Source organism: Reyranella sp., from assembly GCF_017305915.1.
Taxonomy (GTDB): Bacteria; Pseudomonadota; Alphaproteobacteria; order Reyranellales; family Reyranellaceae; genus Reyranella.
On the sequence record NZ_JAFKJN010000032.1, the window covers coordinates 34678 to 49418 of the forward strand.

General features: G+C 68.6%; 16 protein-coding genes. 9 read left to right on the forward strand and 7 right to left on the reverse strand.

Translation table 11 applies throughout. The features are described 5' to 3' along the window. Positions 1–3: 3 nt before the first annotated feature. Positions 4–1251, reverse strand: coding sequence for an FAD-dependent oxidoreductase (locus J0J01_RS27335; RefSeq protein ID WP_296386600.1), 1248 nt, complete (start codon positions 1249–1251; stop codon positions 4–6). Positions 1252–1308: 57 nt separating this feature from the next. Here J0J01_RS27335 and hslV point away from each other — a divergent pair, with 57 nt between their 5' ends. The 3 genes from hslV to hslU are packed head-to-tail and all read left to right on the forward strand — an operon-like array spanning position 1309 to position 3643. Continuing rightward, positions 1309–1869, forward strand: coding sequence for an ATP-dependent protease subunit HslV (hslV, locus tag J0J01_RS27340; RefSeq protein ID WP_296386601.1), 561 nt, complete (start codon positions 1309–1311; stop codon positions 1867–1869). A gap of 2 nt (positions 1870–1871) precedes the next feature. Beyond that, positions 1872–2333, forward strand: coding sequence for a GNAT family N-acetyltransferase (locus J0J01_RS27345; protein ID WP_296386603.1), 462 nt, complete (start codon positions 1872–1874; stop codon positions 2331–2333). Then, complete coding sequence (gene hslU, locus J0J01_RS27350) at positions 2330–3643, forward strand: ATP-dependent protease ATPase subunit HslU (protein WP_296386605.1); 1314 nt, start codon at positions 2330–2332, stop codon at positions 3641–3643. Before J0J01_RS27345 ends, hslU begins: the two co-directional genes overlap by 4 nt. Positions 3644–4112: 469 nt before the next feature. Here the strand turns inward: hslU and J0J01_RS27355 are convergent, their stop codons facing one another. After that, the gene (locus tag J0J01_RS27355; protein WP_296386606.1) at positions 4113–4250 is read right to left on the reverse strand and encodes a hypothetical protein; all 138 of its coding nucleotides are present in this window, start codon (positions 4248–4250) and stop codon (positions 4113–4115) included. Beyond that, positions 4247–5494, reverse strand: coding sequence for an MFS transporter (locus J0J01_RS27360; protein ID WP_296386609.1), 1248 nt, complete (start codon positions 5492–5494; stop codon positions 4247–4249). Before J0J01_RS27360 ends, J0J01_RS27355 begins: the two co-directional genes overlap by 4 nt. Positions 5495–5600: 106 nt before the next feature. Between J0J01_RS27360 and J0J01_RS27365 the strand changes: the two genes are divergently transcribed. The 4 genes from J0J01_RS27365 (at position 5601) to J0J01_RS27380 (ending at position 10846) form a co-directional block, all read left to right on the forward strand. After that, positions 5601–7142 (forward strand): alpha/beta fold hydrolase, encoded by a 1542-nt coding sequence (locus tag J0J01_RS27365; RefSeq protein ID WP_296386611.1) that lies wholly within the window; start codon positions 5601–5603, stop codon positions 7140–7142. After that, entirely contained in the window at positions 7139–8074 is a 936-nt protein-coding gene (locus tag J0J01_RS27370) for a nitronate monooxygenase (protein ID WP_296386613.1), read from the forward strand. Before J0J01_RS27365 ends, J0J01_RS27370 begins: the two co-directional genes overlap by 4 nt. Positions 8075–8142: 68 nt before the next feature. Next, on the forward strand, positions 8143–9849 hold the full coding sequence (locus J0J01_RS27375) for a SulP family inorganic anion transporter (RefSeq protein WP_296386614.1): 1707 nt from the start codon (positions 8143–8145) through the stop codon (positions 9847–9849). Positions 9850–9859: 10 nt separating this feature from the next. Beyond that, entirely contained in the window at positions 9860–10846 is a 987-nt protein-coding gene (locus tag J0J01_RS27380) for a D-2-hydroxyacid dehydrogenase (protein ID WP_296386616.1), read from the forward strand. Here the strand turns inward: J0J01_RS27380 and J0J01_RS27385 are convergent. Continuing rightward, a complete protein-coding gene (locus J0J01_RS27385) occupies positions 10843–11805 on the reverse strand; it encodes a hypothetical protein (protein ID WP_296386618.1) in 963 nt (320 codons plus the stop codon). The two genes, J0J01_RS27380 and J0J01_RS27385, sit on opposite strands and share 4 nt — an antisense overlap. 10 nt (positions 11806–11815) lie before the next feature. Next, positions 11816–12649, reverse strand: coding sequence for a helix-turn-helix transcriptional regulator (locus tag J0J01_RS27390; protein ID WP_296386620.1), 834 nt, complete (start codon positions 12647–12649; stop codon positions 11816–11818). A gap of 110 nt (positions 12650–12759) precedes the next feature. Here J0J01_RS27390 and J0J01_RS27395 point away from each other — a divergent pair, with 110 nt between their 5' ends. Next, a complete protein-coding gene (locus tag J0J01_RS27395; protein WP_296386622.1) occupies positions 12760–13176 on the forward strand; it encodes a hypothetical protein in 417 nt (138 codons plus the stop codon). A 12-nt stretch (positions 13177–13188) separates the two neighbouring features. Further along, positions 13189–13584, forward strand: a complete 396-nt coding sequence (locus tag J0J01_RS27400) for a PaaI family thioesterase (protein ID WP_296386624.1) — start codon at positions 13189–13191, stop codon at positions 13582–13584. Positions 13585–13590: 6 nt separating this feature from the next. On the opposite strand, the gene J0J01_RS27405 is transcribed toward J0J01_RS27400, so the two are convergent. Both J0J01_RS27405 and J0J01_RS27410 read right to left on the reverse strand, forming a co-directional pair. After that, positions 13591–14172, reverse strand: coding sequence for a cation transporter (locus J0J01_RS27405; RefSeq protein WP_296386626.1), 582 nt, complete (start codon positions 14170–14172; stop codon positions 13591–13593). A 12-nt stretch (positions 14173–14184) separates the two neighbouring features. Then, complete coding sequence (locus tag J0J01_RS27410) at positions 14185–14739, reverse strand: hypothetical protein (RefSeq protein ID WP_296386628.1); 555 nt, start codon at positions 14737–14739, stop codon at positions 14185–14187. Positions 14740–14741: the final 2 nt, after the last annotated feature.

Consider the following 14741-nt stretch of genomic DNA (forward strand, 5'->3'; position numbering starts at 1 on the left):
CTTCTAGCCGAAGCGGCCGGGGTCGCAAGCGGCGAGTGCAGCCGGCAGTTCCTCGCCCTCCATCTGGCGCGCGACCAGGCGGCCGGTGGCGGTCGCAAGCGTCAACCCAACATGCTGATGGCCGTAGCCGCAATAGACGTTGCTGAGCCTCGGCGCGCGGCCAATCGCGGGGCGGAAGTCCGGCAGGCTCGGCCGCTCGCCGATCCAGCGGCTTTGCTCGACGCCGCCGACGCCGGGGAAGATCGCCCGCAGATGCTGCACCAGAAGATCGGCGCGATGCCACGACGGCGGCTGGTGCGGCGCGGCGAGCTCGACGGTGCCGGCCACCCGCAGGCCTTCCGCCATCGGCGTGATGAAGAAGCCGCGCTCGGCCGGGCTCACCGGCATCTCGAAGCGCACGTTGTCGGGCGCCAGCATCACGTGATAGCCGCGCTCGGCGACCAGCGGCGCGTTGAAGCCCAGGAGCCGTGTCAGCTCGCCCGAGGCGCGGCCGGCCGCGATCACCACCGCCTTGGCCGGCAGCTCGCTGTCGGTGAGCTGCACCGCGGTGACGCGGTTGCCGTCGCGCACGAAGCCGCGCACGCGTCCGCGCTGCACGCTGCCGCCGTCCTCGGCGAAGCGCTCGGCCAGGGTCGTCACGACCTTGTACGGATTGATGGTGTGCATGCCGTGCGGGTAGTAGACGCCGCGCACGATGTGGCTCGACAGGCCGGGCGCCAGCTCGCGCGCGCGGTTGCCGTCGACGATCTCGAAGGTGGTGCCCTTGGCCTTCTGCAGCTCGCGCTCCTCGGCGCCGCCCTGGAAGGCCGCCTCGCTCTCGTAGACATAGAGCGCGCCGCGGCTCCTGAAGAGCTCGCCCAGGCCCGAGGCCTGGATCTCGGCCTGCCAGGCGACGTTGGCCTCGGCCATCAGGGCCCCGAACGAATCCATGCCCTTGCGCACCTCCGCCTGGCTGTAGGCGGCGAGGGCGAAGCGGGCCATCCAGGGCAGCAGGTGGGGGATGCTGGGCCGGTGCACGGTGAGCGGCCCGGTGCGGTCCATCAGCATCTGCGGCACGCGCTTCAGCGTCGAGGGGCGGGCGAGCGGCAGCACGTGGTCGATGGCGATGAAGCCGGCATTGCCGTAGGAGGTCGCCTTGCCGGGCTCGCCGCTGTCGACGAGGGTGACGGCATGGCCGGCCCGCTGCAGGGCCCGGGCGGTAGCGGTCCCGACGATGCCGGCGCCGATGACGATGACGGATTCTGTGGTCATGGCCAGCAGGTTAGCATGGCGATTGATTTGGGGCGGCGATTGACTATTTAACGGCCCATGTCCCCACAATCCGATTCTGCCCCGTCACCGGGCTGGCATGCCACGACCATCCTCTCGGTCCGCAAGGACGGCCAGGTGGTGATGGCAGGCGACGGCCAGGTCTCGATGGGCCAGACCATCGTCAAGGGCAACGCCAAGAAGGTCCGGCGGCTCGGCAACGGCCAGATCATCGCCGGGTTCGCCGGCGCCACGGCCGATGCCTTTACGCTGTTCGAACGGCTGGAGGCCAAGCTCGAGCGTCACCCCGGGCAGCTCCTGCGCGCCTGCATCGAGCTCGCCAAGGATTGGCGCACGGACCGTTACCTGCGGCGGCTGGAGGCGATGATGGCGGTGGCCGACAGGGAGGTCTCGCTGCTGCTCAGCGGAACCGGCGACGTGCTGGAGCCGGAGGGCGGCATCATCGCCATCGGCTCGGGCGGCAATTACGCGCTGTCGGCGGCGCGGGCGCTGATCGACATCGAGGGCCTCGATGCCGAGACGATCGCGCGCAAGGCGATGACCATCGCTGCCGACATCTGCGTCTACACCAACCACAACCTCGTCGTCGAAAAGCTGTAGGCATGGTGGCCTATACCTTCACCCGTCTGGCGGCCGCCGCGCTGCCGCTGGTTCACGAGTGGCTGTCGCGGCCGCACGTCGTCGAATGGTGGCCGGAGCCTGAGATGCAGGCGGCTCAAATCGACGACCATGTCGAGGGCGACGACACGACGCCCTATCTGGTGAGCCTCGATGGCCGGCCCTTCGCGTATCTGCAATGCGCGCAGCTGTCCGACGACACGCTCTGCCTCGACCAGTTCATCGCCGACGCGGCGCTGCTGGGTCGCGGCCATGGCAGCGGCTTCATCCGGCAGTTCTGCGACGAGCAGTTCGCCTCGCCCGAGATCAAGTCGATTACGACCGATCCCGCTCCCGACAATGCGCGGGCGATCCGGGCCTACGAAAAAGCCGGCTTCCGCCGCGTCGGCCTGCAGGCAACGCCCTGGGGCCGTGTTCTGTTGATGCAAAGAGACAAACCGTCATGAGCAACGACTTTTCCCCCCGCGAGATCGTTTCCGAGCTCGACAAGCACATCGTCGGCCAGCAGGAGGCCAAGCGCGCCGTGGCGATCGCGCTGCGCAACCGCTGGCGCCGCCTCCAGCTCCCCGAGAGCCTGCGCGAGGAGGTGCTGCCCAAGAACATCCTGATGATCGGTCCGACCGGCTGCGGCAAGACCGAGATCGCCCGCCGCCTGGCCAAGCTCGCCAACGCGCCGTTCCTCAAGGTCGAGGCGACCAAGTTCACCGAGGTCGGCTATGTCGGCCGCGACGTCGAGCAGATCGCGCGCGACCTGATGGAGGCCGCGCTCGACATGGCGCGCGAGCGCATGCGCAAGGACGTCAAGGCCAAGGCCGAGCTGGCCGCCGAGGACCGCGTGGTCGACGCGCTGTGCGGCCCGACCGCCAGCGAGGAGACCAAGCTGCGCTTCCGCCACAAGCTGCGCGACAACGAGCTGAACGACCGCGAGATCGAGGTCGAGGTCGCCGATTCGGGCGGCCCGATGCAGTTCGAGATCCCGGGCCAGCCCGGCGCCTCGGTCGGCATGATCAATATCGGTGACATGCTGGGCAAGGCGTTCGGCGGCCGCACCAAGAAGCGCAAGATGAAGGTCGGCGAGGCCTACGAGACGCTGATGCGCGAGGAGAGCGACCGCCTGCTCGACCAGGAGAAGGCGGTGCGCGAGGCGCGCGACTCGGTCGAGAACAACGGCATCGTGTTCATCGACGAGATCGACAAGATCACCGCCCGCTCGAGCGAGATGCGCGGCGGCGCCGATGTCAGCCGCGAGGGCGTGCAGCGCGACCTGCTGCCCTTGATCGAAGGCACGACGGTCAACACCAAGCACGGCCCGGTGAAGACCGACCACGTGCTGTTCATCTGCTCCGGTGCCTTCCATCTCGCCAAGCCGTCGGACATGTTGCCGGAGCTGCAGGGCCGCCTGCCGATCCGCGTCAACCTGGCGTCGCTCACCCAGGAGGACTTCAAGCGCATCCTGACCGAGCCCGAGGCGAGCCTGGTCAAGCAGTACAAGGCGCTGCTGGCGACCGAGAAGGTCGAGCTCGAGTTCAAGCCGGACGCGATCGACGAGCTGGCCAAGCTGTCGGCCGACATCAACGAGACCGTCGAAAATATCGGCGCCCGCCGGCTGCACACGGTGATGGAGAAGCTTCTGGAGGAGATCAGCTTCACCGCCTCCGACAAGCCCGGCCAGAAGATCGAGATCGATGCGGCCTACGTCCGCGAGCGCGTCGGCGCGCTGGCCAAGAACGCCGACCTGTCGAAGTTCGTGCTGTAGCCATCGCCCTCCCCCGTCTTCGGGGGAGGTGTCAGCGTCTTACGCTGACGCGGGGGGCCATGACTCATGACGCCTCAACTCCGCGCCGCTCTTTTTCTTTTGCGACAAAAGCAAATTTTCTGCCGCCGCTGACGCGACTCCCGAGCAATGCGCGATGACGAGGCACGAGCGGCGCGGAATCCGCGCGCCCAGCGCGCCCATTATGGGCAATGGACCGCGATTCGAGGCCCGGAAATGGCGGCTTTTTCCGGCGGCCATTGCCCATAATAGGTTCCACGGCCCGGCGCGCTTATCTTGCCTGCACATCCACATGTGCAGGAGCGCTTCATGTCCGACTCATAAATTAGAAGTCCACGATGGCAAAGTTCGTGACGCCAGAGGTCACCATTTCCGGTGCCCGCAGGAAATGGTGAAAATGGATAAAAATGGATGAAAATGGTCGAAAATGGACGAGCCGCCCTTCCCAGGGTTACAGGCAATACGCCGCGATCAGGTCGACGATATAGGCGGGGCCGTTCGTGCCCCACAGCACGAACGACAGAGCGGTCAGCGCGAACAGTACGGCCAGCGCGCCCCATGCGAAGAAGAGGCGCCAGCCCTTGATCATGCGGGCCGCAGCGCGACCTGCGGGCGCGGCACGGGCTTCTCGACGATCGGCCAGTGCATCAGGGCCGAGATGATGCCGAGCGCGATCGAGATCCACCACATCATGTCGTAGTTGCCCTGCAGGTCGAACAGCTTGCCGCCACCCCAGCCGCCGAAGAAGCTGCCGACCTGGTGGCCGAGGAACACGAAACCGTTCAGCATCGTGAGGTGCACCGGGCCGAACATCACGCCGACCAGCGAGGTCGTGAGCGGCACCGTGCCCAGCCACAGGAAGCCCAGCGCCGCGGCAAAGGCCAGCACCGAGGCCGCCGACAGCGGCAGCAGGATGAAGATCAGGAACACCGCGGAGCGCAGCAGGTAGAGCAGCGCCAGCAGGTTCTTGCGCTGGTACTTGGCGCCCATCGAGCTCCACAGGATCGAGCCCGCGATGTTGAACAGGCCGACCATGCCGATGCTCCAGCCGCCCAATTCGGCCGGCGAGAGGTTGATGCCGAACAGCGACAGGCCGATCCCCTTGTCGGAGATGTAGGCCGGCAGATGGCCGCCCACGAAGGCGACATGGAAGCCGCAGACGAAGTAGCCGACCACCAGCAGCACGTAGCTGCGCTGGGAGAAGGCCTCGGCCAGCGCCTGGCCCGAGGTCTGCGAGCCACCCCTGGCCTTGCGCGCGGCGGCGATCTCCTTGCTGTCGTTCAGGCCGATCGGCAGCAGCATCATCACCACCGCGAGCGCCGTCAGCGCCCACATGGTCGGGCGCCAGTCGCCGAAATAGCCCTGCAGTACCGAGGCGAGCGGCACGATGAAGAACTGCCCGAACGAGCCGCCGGCCGAGCAGATGCCGACCGCCAGCGCCGCCTTGGCCGGCGGGGCGAGCCGCAGGATGACGCCCAGGACGGGTCCGAAGGTCGCCGCCGACAGGCCGACGCCGACCAGGACGTTGCCCAGGATCAGCATGAAGCCGTTGTGCATCGACGCGGTGACGATCATGCCGAGCACGTAGACCGCGCCGCCGCCGGCGATGGTGATGGCCGAGCCGAAGCGGTCGCACAGCCGGCCGGAGAAGGGCGCGAAGAAGCCCATCAGCAGCATCGACAGCGCCGTGCCGAAGGAAAAGAGTTCGCGGCCGACATGCAATTCGGCCGAGACCGGCTTCAGGAAGATGCCGAAGCTCTGGCGGACGCCCAGACCGATGGTGAGGACGAGGAAACCGCACCACACGGCGGTCCAATAGGAGCGGGAGGACATGGCGCGCAAAGTGCGTCTGGCCTGCCACTGTTGCAAGCGCAGCCGCGACGCCTTGGCATAGAATTACTTCATGCCGTCACAAGCGGTTATGTGGCACAACGGAAGCATGATCGCATCCGGCCATCGCATTGCGTTGGCATGCCTGCTGTTGCTGCTCGGGATCGGCAGCGCCCTCGCGGCGCCGCCGCTGCCGAGGCTGGAGCGCGACCGCTGCGTCTTCCGTCCGCCGCGCGGCGACAAGATCGAATGCTACACGCTGGTGGTGGCCGAGAATCGCGCCAACCCGAAGAGCGCGGAGGTCCGGCTCAAGGTGGCGCGGCTGAAGGCCAAGCGGCCGATCGCGGCGGATCCGGTGATCTATCTCGCCGGCGGGCCGGGCGATGCGCCGCTGGTCGCCTCGACCACGGGTGCCGATCCGCTGGCCGAAGGGGACTGGTGGAACGACACGTCGGTCATTCGCAAGCGCCGCGACGTCATCATCGTCAGCCAGCGCGGCGCGGGAGGCTCGTCGCCCAATCTCGACTGCTTCGAGCCGCGCACCTCGGAGCCGGCGCGCGCCAAGCGCCGCGCCGTCACCGAGCCGCAGGAGCGCGAGATCCTGCTGCGCTGCCGCGCCGACTTCGACCGCCGTAGGATCGACCTCGCGATGTTCTCGACGCCGACGCTGGCGGATGACGTCGCCGACCTGGTGGCGACGATGCAGCTCAAGCACGTCAACCTCTACGGCATCTCCTACGGCACGCGCTGGGCGCTCGAGGTGATGCGCCGCCATCCCTCGATCGTGCGCGCCGTGGTGCTCGACGGCATCTACCCGCCGCAGATCAACGGCGAGCAGAACGAGCCCGAGATCGTGCGCGGCGTGTTCGAGCAGCTTTATGCCGAATGCGCCGCCGACAAGCTGTGCCGCGAGCGCAATCCGGATCTGGTGGGCGGCGTCCGGGCGATCCTGAACGAGGCCGAGCGCACCCCGCTCGAGCTTACGCTGGCGCTCGAGGACGGGCCGCAGCCGGTCAAGCTCGACGGCGCCAAGCTGCTGCTGGTGATGCTGCACATGATGCGCCAGGGCGAGGCCGCGCTGGTGCCCGAGGCGGTGACGGCGCTGCGCCGCGGCGACAAGCGGCTGATCCGCCAGTTCGCCGAGGATCTCGAGGAGGACGATGGCGGCCTGCTCGAGACCAACGCGCAGCAGTTCGGCGGGCTGTTCAACACCATCGAATGCCGCGAGACTTGGGCCGGCGTCGACCAGGCGGCGCGCGATCGGGCGATCCAGACCGGCGGCATCTACAGTTTGACGGCACAGCTCAGCAAGCTGCCGGCCTTCTGCCCGGTATGGCGGGTGCCGGTGGCGCCGGCGACCGAGCGCCAGCCGGTCACCGCGGCGCTGCCGACCCTGCTGCTGAGCGGCGGCTACGACTGGCTGACCCCGGCGACCTGGGGCCGCGAGGCCGCACGGCACCTGCCCGAAGCGCGGCACGTGATCTTCCGCGCCCAGGGCCACGGCGTGTCGAGCCAGGACTCGTGCGCGGCGCGGCTGCGCGACGAGTTCTTCGACGCGCCCGATCCGCGCTGGCCGTTGCCGTGCCGCGCCGATGCCCCGCCGGATTTCGCCGGCGCGGCCGAGCGGGTGAAAGCGATGAAGAACGAATGAACCGCGTATTGGCCCATACCGGAGTCGAGGTTCCCATCGTGCAGGCGCCGATGGGCTGGATCGCCCGCAGCCAGCTCGCCTCGGCGGTGTCCAATGCCGGCGGCCTCGGCGTCATCGAGACCTCGAGCGGCGAGGTCGACGCCTGCATGGCCGAAATAGCCCGCATGCGCGAGCTCACCGACAAGCCGTTCGGCGTCAACCTGCCGCTGCTGTTCATCCGCGATCCGCGTGTCGTCGATCTGGTGGCCAACTCGGGCGTGAGGTTCGTCACGACCTCGGCGGGATCGCCGGCCAAGCTGCTGCCGACGCTGAAGGCCGCGGGGCTGACGGTCTATCACGTGGTGCCGAACCTCTCGTCGGCGCTGAAGGCGGTCGATGCCGGCGTCGACGGGCTGATCGTCGAAGGCGGCGAGGGCGGCGGCTTCAAGAATCCCGACGATGTCTCGACCCTGGTGCTGCTGCAGGCGGTGCACGAGCGCTGCGACGTGCCGTTGATCGCCGCCGGCGGCATCTGCGACGGCCGCGGCATGGCGGCGGCCTTCGCCTTGGGCGCCGAGGGCGTGCAGATGGGCACGCGGTTCGTCAGTGCCGCCGAGAGCCCGGTGCACGCCAACTACAAGCAGGCGATCGTCGATGCCGACGACACCGGCACGGTGATGCTGAACCGCAAGTCGACGCCGTGCGTGCGGGCGCTCAAGACCGAACGCGCCCGGGAGATCGACCGGGTGGGTGGCTTCGACCGCGCGATCTTCGGCAGCGTGAAGGACGTCTATTTCGGCGGCGACATGGAAGCCTCGCTGGCGCTGGCCGGCCAGACCGTCGGGCTGATCCACGAGGTGTTGCCGGTCGCCGAGATCATCAAGCGCACCGTCGAGGGCTTCCATCGCATCCGCCGCGAGCAGGGCGAGCGCACCCAGGCCGGCGCCTTCTGATTTGAATCAAGACAAGCCGGGAGGGGACGTGCTCCAATAGTATAATTGCACACAAATTTTTGGTTAAAATGTGTGTCGAATCGCCTGCTGTCCTCGTCGAGCCGCGTCCCCGGCTCCGCGATCTGTTCACGCCCAAGCTCGTCACCATCCTGGCCGAGGGCTACGGGGTCGCGGCGTTGCGCGCCGACATCGTCGCCGGGCTCACGGTGGCGATCGTCGCCCTGCCGCTGTCGATGGCGATCGCCATCGCCTCCAACGCCACGCCCGAGCGCGGCCTCTATGCAGCGGTCGTCGGCGGCTTCCTGGTGTCGGCGGTGGGCGGCAGCCGGTTCCAGATCGGCGGACCGGCCGGCGCCTTCATCGTGCTGGTCGCGGCGGCGGTCGATCGCCACGGCATCGATGGCGTGCTGCTGGCCACCGCGATGGCTGGCGTGATGCTGACGGCCGCCGGCTTCTTGCGGCTCGGCACCTACATCAAGTTCATCCCCTATCCGGTGACGGTCGGCTTCACAGCGGGCATCGCGGTCATCATCTTCGCCAGCCAGATCCACGACTTGCTGGGCCTTACGCTCGCCGGCAAGGAGCCCGGCCCGATCGTCCCGAAGATCGCGGCGCTTGTGCAGGCGGGGGCGACCCTCAACCCGATGGCCGTCGGCCTGGCGCTGGCCGCGATCGGCCTGATCGTCGGCCTGCGCAAATGGCGGCCGCACTGGCCGGGCATGCTGATCGCCGTCGCCGCCACCGCCGTCGCGGCCTGGGCGCTCGGGCTGCCGGTCGAGACCATCGGCACGCGCTTCGGCGGCATCCCGCAGGCCTTTCCGGCGCCGCATCTGCCGGCCCTTTCGCTCGCCAGGATGGAAGCGGTGCTGCCCGATGCGTTGGCCTTCGCCCTGCTGGGCGCCATCGAATCGCTGCTCTCGGCCGTGGTTGCCGACGGCATGACCGGCCGGCGCCATCGCTCGAACTGCGAACTGGTGGCGCAGGGCGTCGCCAATGTCGGCAGTGCCCTGTTCGGCGGCCTCTGCGTCACCGGCACGATCGCGCGCACCGCGACCAACGTCCGCGCCGGCGCGCGCGGGCCGATCGCCGGCATGGCGCATGCGGCATTCGTGCTGGGCTTCATCCTGCTGGCCGCGCCGCTCGCCAGCTCCATCCCGCTGGCGGCGCTGGCCGGCGTGCTGGCGACGGTCGCCTGGAACATGGCGGAGAAGCACCAGTTCGCGGCGCTGCTCAGGAGCTCGCGCGGCGACGCGGCGGTGCTGCTGGCGACCTTCGGCCTCACGGTTTTCCGCGACCTCACCGAAGGCATCGTCGTCGGCTGCGCGATCGGCGCCATCCTGGTGCTGCATCGCATAGCCCAGACGGCGGGCATCCAGTCGGGCACGCCGTTCGTGCCGGCCGACCGGCCCGACACGGCCGATCCACGCACGCCCTACGACGCCGAGACGGTCAGCCACAGCAACGTCGTCGTCTATCGCCTGACCGGCGCCTTCTTCTTCGGCACGGCGTCGATGGTCGGTGCGGTGCTCGACCGCATCGGCGACAAGCACAAGGCCTTCGTGCTCGATTTCGCCGCGGTGCCGTTCGTCGATTCGACCGCCGCCAACGTCATCGCCTCGCTGGCCCGTCGCACCTCCCGCCACAAGGTGAAGCTCTATCTCACCGGGGCGAGCCCGGCGGTCCGGCGGGCCCTGCTCGTCGCCGGTATCCGTCCGCCGCTCGCGACCTACCGCAAGAGCATCGATAACGCGCTGCAGGAGGCATCGTCCGTGTAATATCGGCGGCATGAAACTACTGCTGTCCGACTTCGCCCTGCGTACCTGGGGCAACCACATCAAGGCCGCCCACGGCGACCTCACTTTCGTCACCGCCGAGCAGGCGCTGGCCGACGGCACCTGCGATGCCGAGATCGCCTTCATGACCCGTGAGGTCACCGGCAAGTCGAGCAAGAACAATCCGACTCCCGAGCTAGCCGGCTTCGACACTGTGGTGCGCACCACGCCGACGCTCAAATGGCTGCAGATCCATCCCGCCGGCGCCGAGCGGCCGATCTATCGCGAGCTCAGGGCGCGCGGTGTGAAGGTCACCACCGCCTCGGGCGCGACCGCGGTGACGGTCTCGCACAGCGTCCTGGGCGCCCTGATCGCCATCAACCGGCGCTTCCCGTTGCTGGCCGACGCGCAGCGCCGCCATGCCTGGGAGCCGCGGCTGGGCGAGCGCTCGCCGCGCGACCTCAAGGGCCAGTGCGCGGTGATCGTAGGAATGGGCCCGATCGGCCGCAATATCGCGCGCCTGCTGAAGGCGCTCGACATCCGCTCGATCGGCGTGCGCCGCAGTGCCGAGCCGGTGCCGGAGTGCGATCGCACCGTCGCCTACGATGACTTGCCGGCGGTGCTGCCCGAAGCCGATGTGCTGATCCTGTGCTGCCCCGCCTCGCCGGTGACGCGCGGCATCGCCAATGCCGGCGTGTTCGCGGCCATGCCCAAGGGGTCGCTGCTCATCAACGTCTCGCGCGGCGAGATCGCGGTCGAGAAGGATGTGACCGCGGTGCTGCAGAGCGGCCATCTCGCCGGCGCCTATCTCGATGTGTTCGAACGCGAGCCGCTCGAAGCAGCCTCGCCGTTGTGGGACATCCCGAACGTGCTGATCTCGCCGCATACCGCGAGCCACTCGCTCGGCCAGAACGAGGCGATCTTCGGCATCTTCCTGGAGAACCTCGTGCGCTTCCGCGAAGGGCGGAAGCTGCGCAACGACGTCGACGATCTCGGCTAAGGCCGGCCCTGCTGGCTGGCGTAATAGGCGGCCTTGCGGGCCCGCATGATCTCGCCCAACGGCCGGTGTGTCGCCAGGCCCGCCCAGGGATCGAACCGCGCCGCCTCGGCCTGCTTGGCCGTGGCGTCGCCGGCGGCATTGAGCGACAGGCGGGCCACCGTGACGATCGGCGTCTCTGAATCGGGCCATGATTTTGAGGTGTCCTCGATCGGCGTCGTCGCTTCGTCGACGAAGAACTGCAGCTCCATGTCCCACTGCACCGGCCCGATCGCCAGCCGCTCGCGTAGATCGGCGACGATGTCCTTGGACCGCGCCGACGGCGGCGGATTGCCGACCGGCTTCAGTCGCACCCTGACCGCATAGGGGCCGCAACAGAGCGGCGCCACGGTACTGAAGCGCTCGGCGGCGAAGCCGTTGAATTTCTTGCCCAGCGACGCGAACAGCGCGCGCACACGGGCGAAGCCGCCGATCAGGCCGTGGGCCTTGAAGAAGTGCAGCAGGCCGGCGATGACCCCGGGCGTCGCCGCCTCCAGGAAGTCGACGAACTCACGGCTGTCGCGGGTCGGCAGGCGATCCTGGTTGATCATCAGGAAGTCCTGGTGATCGGTCGTGCCGCCCAGCGCCGAGGGACCGTCGACGCCGAACACCTGGATCGCGAATCCGCGGATATCGGGGGTACGGTTTGACTGCACCTCGGGGCCGCCGTTGGAGAAGCGCGCCAGCACGCGGTGCGCACCGGGCGTGGCGAACAGGCCGTGGCGGGCTTGCTCGGGCAGGCCGTCCAGCACCTCCAGCGTGCCGGTGGTGGCGAGCAGCTGCTTGCGATGCAGGGCGCGGCCCGGCCCGTACCTGGCCGAGCGATGGCGCTGCAGGTTGCCGATCACCTCGGCGACGTGCTTGAGATGCGCCTCTTCATCGGGCGCGATGCGTTCCTGCCAATCGGTGCTGGGCGGCTTCATGCGCCGCAGTCTAGCGCTTGGCGGCGAGGCTCCGGAACAGCGCGTCGCTGCGGTCGTCGGCCGGGAAGAAGCACTCGATGCGGACCTCCTGCAAGGTGACGTCCTGCGGCGTGCCCAGGGTCGAGATGGCGGTGAACACCGAGAGCGACCGGCCGCTCACGATGTAATCGAGGGTCAGGATGGGCTGCGGCCGCTCCTCGAAGCGGAGCTTGCGGAACGAGGCCGGCACGTCGGGGTAGGCCATCACCTCCTCGATGAAGGCGAGCGCCTTGGGCTCGCCGCCGTCGGCCAGGATCTCGGCATAGGTGGTCGAGACCAGGTGGCGCGCGACCTCCTCCCAGTTGGCGAGCTTGGGGCGCAGCGCTTTGGGATCGAGCAGCCAACGCAGGATGTTCGGCGCCTTGCCCGGCGGCGGCGCGGGCGGCGGGCCTTCGAACAGGAACAGGGTGAAGGCGGTGGCCGCGTCGTTGGCCTGCTGCAGGTTCCACAGGCGATCGACCACGATCGCCGGATAGGGCTCCTGCTGTTTCAGGATGCGCTCGATCGCCTGGCGCACCGGCGCCAGCTCGGGGGCGGCGAGATTGCTCTCGCGATAGACCGGCGCGAAGCCCGCGGCGAGCAGCATGGCGTTCCTCTGGCGCAGCGGCACGTCGAGCGCTGAGGTGAGCTGAACCACCATCTCGCGGCTGGGCCGGGCGCGGCCCGATTCGAGGAAGCTCACGTGCCGCTGCGAGACGCCGGATTGCAGCGCCAGCGCGAGCTGGCTGGCGCCGCGCCGTCGCCGCCAGGCGCGCAGCATGGGGCCGAACAGGTCGGGCGGGGTCGCGGGTTGGATATTCACCATGCGGCAAAGGTACCACCTCCCGCCGGATCGGCGATTACCTCCCCCGTAATTGCTGGAGGCGCGGTCCGGGGCGAATTCTCGGGGCGTCCGAGCCATTGAAGGAGGACGTCATGAACGCATCCGATCGTCTGCTGCGGCGCACCCTGTGGGGCAACGCCGTCTTCTCCGTGATCTCCGGCGCCGTGCTGGTGGCCTGCGCCGGGCCGTTCGCCGCCTGGGCGACGCACGAGCCGGTGTCGCTGGCGGGCCTCGACCTCGCCATCGTCTTCGAGCTGCTCGGCCTGGGCGTCGTGCTGTTCGGCGCGCTGTGCGGCTGGGCGGCGTCGCGCGAGACCATGCCGCAGGGCCTGGCCCGCATGATCTTCGCCGCCGACATCGCCTGGGTCGCGGGCAGCGTGCTGGTGCTGATGCTGCCGGCGGCGTGGACCGGCCTCGGCATCGCGGGCATCGCCGCGGTGGCGCTGATCGTGGCCGACATTGCCATTCTGGAGTATCTCGGCCTGCGCCGGCTGAACACCGCCCACTGAACGGAGACGACCATGGACAAGCTTCAGTTCCTGAACGACCACCCGCTGCCCTTCGCCAAGCTGCTGGGACTGAAGTTCGTGGCCGCGAGCGAGACGGGCGTGAAGGCGGAGATGGTGGTCAAGCCCGAGCTCTGCACGCGTCCCGACATCCTGCACGGCGGCGCGGTGATGGCCTTCGCCGACACGCTCGGCGCCGCCGCCACCGTGCTCAACCTGCCGGAAGGCAAGGGCACCACGACGATCGAGAGCAAGACCAACTTCGTGGGGCCCGCGCCGGTCGGCGCGACGGTGATCGGCGAGACCACGCCGATCCATCGCGGCCGGCGCACCCAGGTCTGGACCACCCGCATCACCACCGCCGAGGGCAAGCTGGTGGCGGTGGTCACCCAGACTCAGATGGTGCTGTAGCGCCGTTCAGGATTCTGCCGCCGAGCGTTCGGCGCGCGCCGCGGCGAACACGGCTCGTGCAGCATCCGCATTCAGGATCGCGATCCCCACACCGACGACGAGGTCGGGCCAACCCGATGCGGACAGCACGGCGACGCCGGCGGCGACCATGATCGCGACATTGGCGAGCGCATCGTTGCGCGCGGACAGGAAGGCGGCACGGGAAAGGCTGCCGGCGTGATGCCTGAACTTGGCGAGAACGAAGGCGCACGACAGGTTGACCGCGAGCGCGCCCATGCCCGTGAGAGTCATCGGCAAGGGGGCGGGAGCCTGCGGCGCGAGGAGTTTCTCCCAGGCCGTCCATGCCGTCGCCAATGCTGGGACCAGTAGAATTCCCGCAAGCAACATGCCGGTTCGGGCCCTTGCCCTGGGGCTCCACGGCAGCGCAACGAGGATGAGGAAGTTGACCGACGCGTCCTCGAGAAAATCAATGCTGTCCGCGAACAGCGACACCGATCCGATCTGAAGCGCGACCGCGAACTCGACGATGAAATACGCCAGATTGGCGACCGCCACGAAGGCGACGGCCTGTTTCAGGCTCGAGGGCATCCGGCGCGCCCTCTAGCGCACCAGCAGCGCCGGGATGAAGGAGTTCAGCACCTTGTCGGCGTCGGCATTGCTCTGGCCGCTGGTCTGGGTCCAGCGGATGATGATCTTCACGAAATGCTCGCGGTAGCCGATCAGCAGGAACTTGCCGTAGATGCGGCCGGTCATCGAGCCGCCCTGGGCGCTGAAGGTGTTGCAGCGCAGGGTGAACTGGCCGTAGGAGCAGGCCGACGGCACCGCCGGCTTCTCGAAGCCCTTCATGCCGGCCGTCGAGGCCTGCTGGCTGATGTTGTTCAGCTCGTCGTTGAACTGGTTGATGACGGTCGGATGGCTGCTGCCGTTGGGCACCCGGCGGCCGCCGTCATAGACGTCGACCGTGATCTCCATGCCGTTGGATGCCTGGTACTGGTAGGTCGAGCCGAACGAGCGCGTCAGCGTCGTGCCGCCGACGCTCTGGCCGAAGCTGATCTTGGTGCCGGGATCGACGGCCGGCGCCTGGGTCTGCCCTTGAGCGAGCGCAGCTCCTGCGGAGAGCAGGAGCGCGACGAGCGACGTGACGGTCCTGGACATTG

Bases quoted from the DNA above. Each gene is read 5' to 3' on its own strand.
- J0J01_RS27335 (WP_296386600.1), bottom strand. From the start codon at position 1,251: ATGACCACAGAATCCGTCATCGTCATCGGCGCCGGCATCGTCGGGACC.
- hslV (WP_296386601.1), top strand. From the start codon at position 1,309: ATGTCCCCACAATCCGATTCTGCCCCGTCACCGGGCTGGCATGCCACG.
- J0J01_RS27345 (WP_296386603.1), top strand. From the start codon at position 1,872: ATGGTGGCCTATACCTTCACCCGTCTGGCGGCCGCCGCGCTGCCGCTG.
- hslU (WP_296386605.1), top strand. From the start codon at position 2,330: ATGAGCAACGACTTTTCCCCCCGCGAGATCGTTTCCGAGCTCGACAAG.
- J0J01_RS27355 (WP_296386606.1), bottom strand. From the start codon at position 4,250: ATGATCAAGGGCTGGCGCCTCTTCTTCGCATGGGGCGCGCTGGCCGTA.
- J0J01_RS27360 (WP_296386609.1), bottom strand. From the start codon at position 5,494: ATGTCCTCCCGCTCCTATTGGACCGCCGTGTGGTGCGGTTTCCTCGTC.
- J0J01_RS27365 (WP_296386611.1), top strand. From the start codon at position 5,601: ATGATCGCATCCGGCCATCGCATTGCGTTGGCATGCCTGCTGTTGCTG.
- J0J01_RS27370 (WP_296386613.1), top strand. From the start codon at position 7,139: ATGAACCGCGTATTGGCCCATACCGGAGTCGAGGTTCCCATCGTGCAG.
- J0J01_RS27375 (WP_296386614.1), top strand. From the start codon at position 8,143: ATGTGTGTCGAATCGCCTGCTGTCCTCGTCGAGCCGCGTCCCCGGCTC.
- J0J01_RS27380 (WP_296386616.1), top strand. From the start codon at position 9,860: ATGAAACTACTGCTGTCCGACTTCGCCCTGCGTACCTGGGGCAACCAC.
- J0J01_RS27385 (WP_296386618.1), bottom strand. From the start codon at position 11,805: ATGAAGCCGCCCAGCACCGATTGGCAGGAACGCATCGCGCCCGATGAA.
- J0J01_RS27390 (WP_296386620.1), bottom strand. From the start codon at position 12,649: ATGGTGAATATCCAACCCGCGACCCCGCCCGACCTGTTCGGCCCCATG.
- J0J01_RS27395 (WP_296386622.1), top strand. From the start codon at position 12,760: ATGAACGCATCCGATCGTCTGCTGCGGCGCACCCTGTGGGGCAACGCC.
- J0J01_RS27400 (WP_296386624.1), top strand. From the start codon at position 13,189: ATGGACAAGCTTCAGTTCCTGAACGACCACCCGCTGCCCTTCGCCAAG.
- J0J01_RS27405 (WP_296386626.1), bottom strand. From the start codon at position 14,172: ATGCCCTCGAGCCTGAAACAGGCCGTCGCCTTCGTGGCGGTCGCCAAT.
- J0J01_RS27410 (WP_296386628.1), bottom strand. From the start codon at position 14,739: ATGTCCAGGACCGTCACGTCGCTCGTCGCGCTCCTGCTCTCCGCAGGA.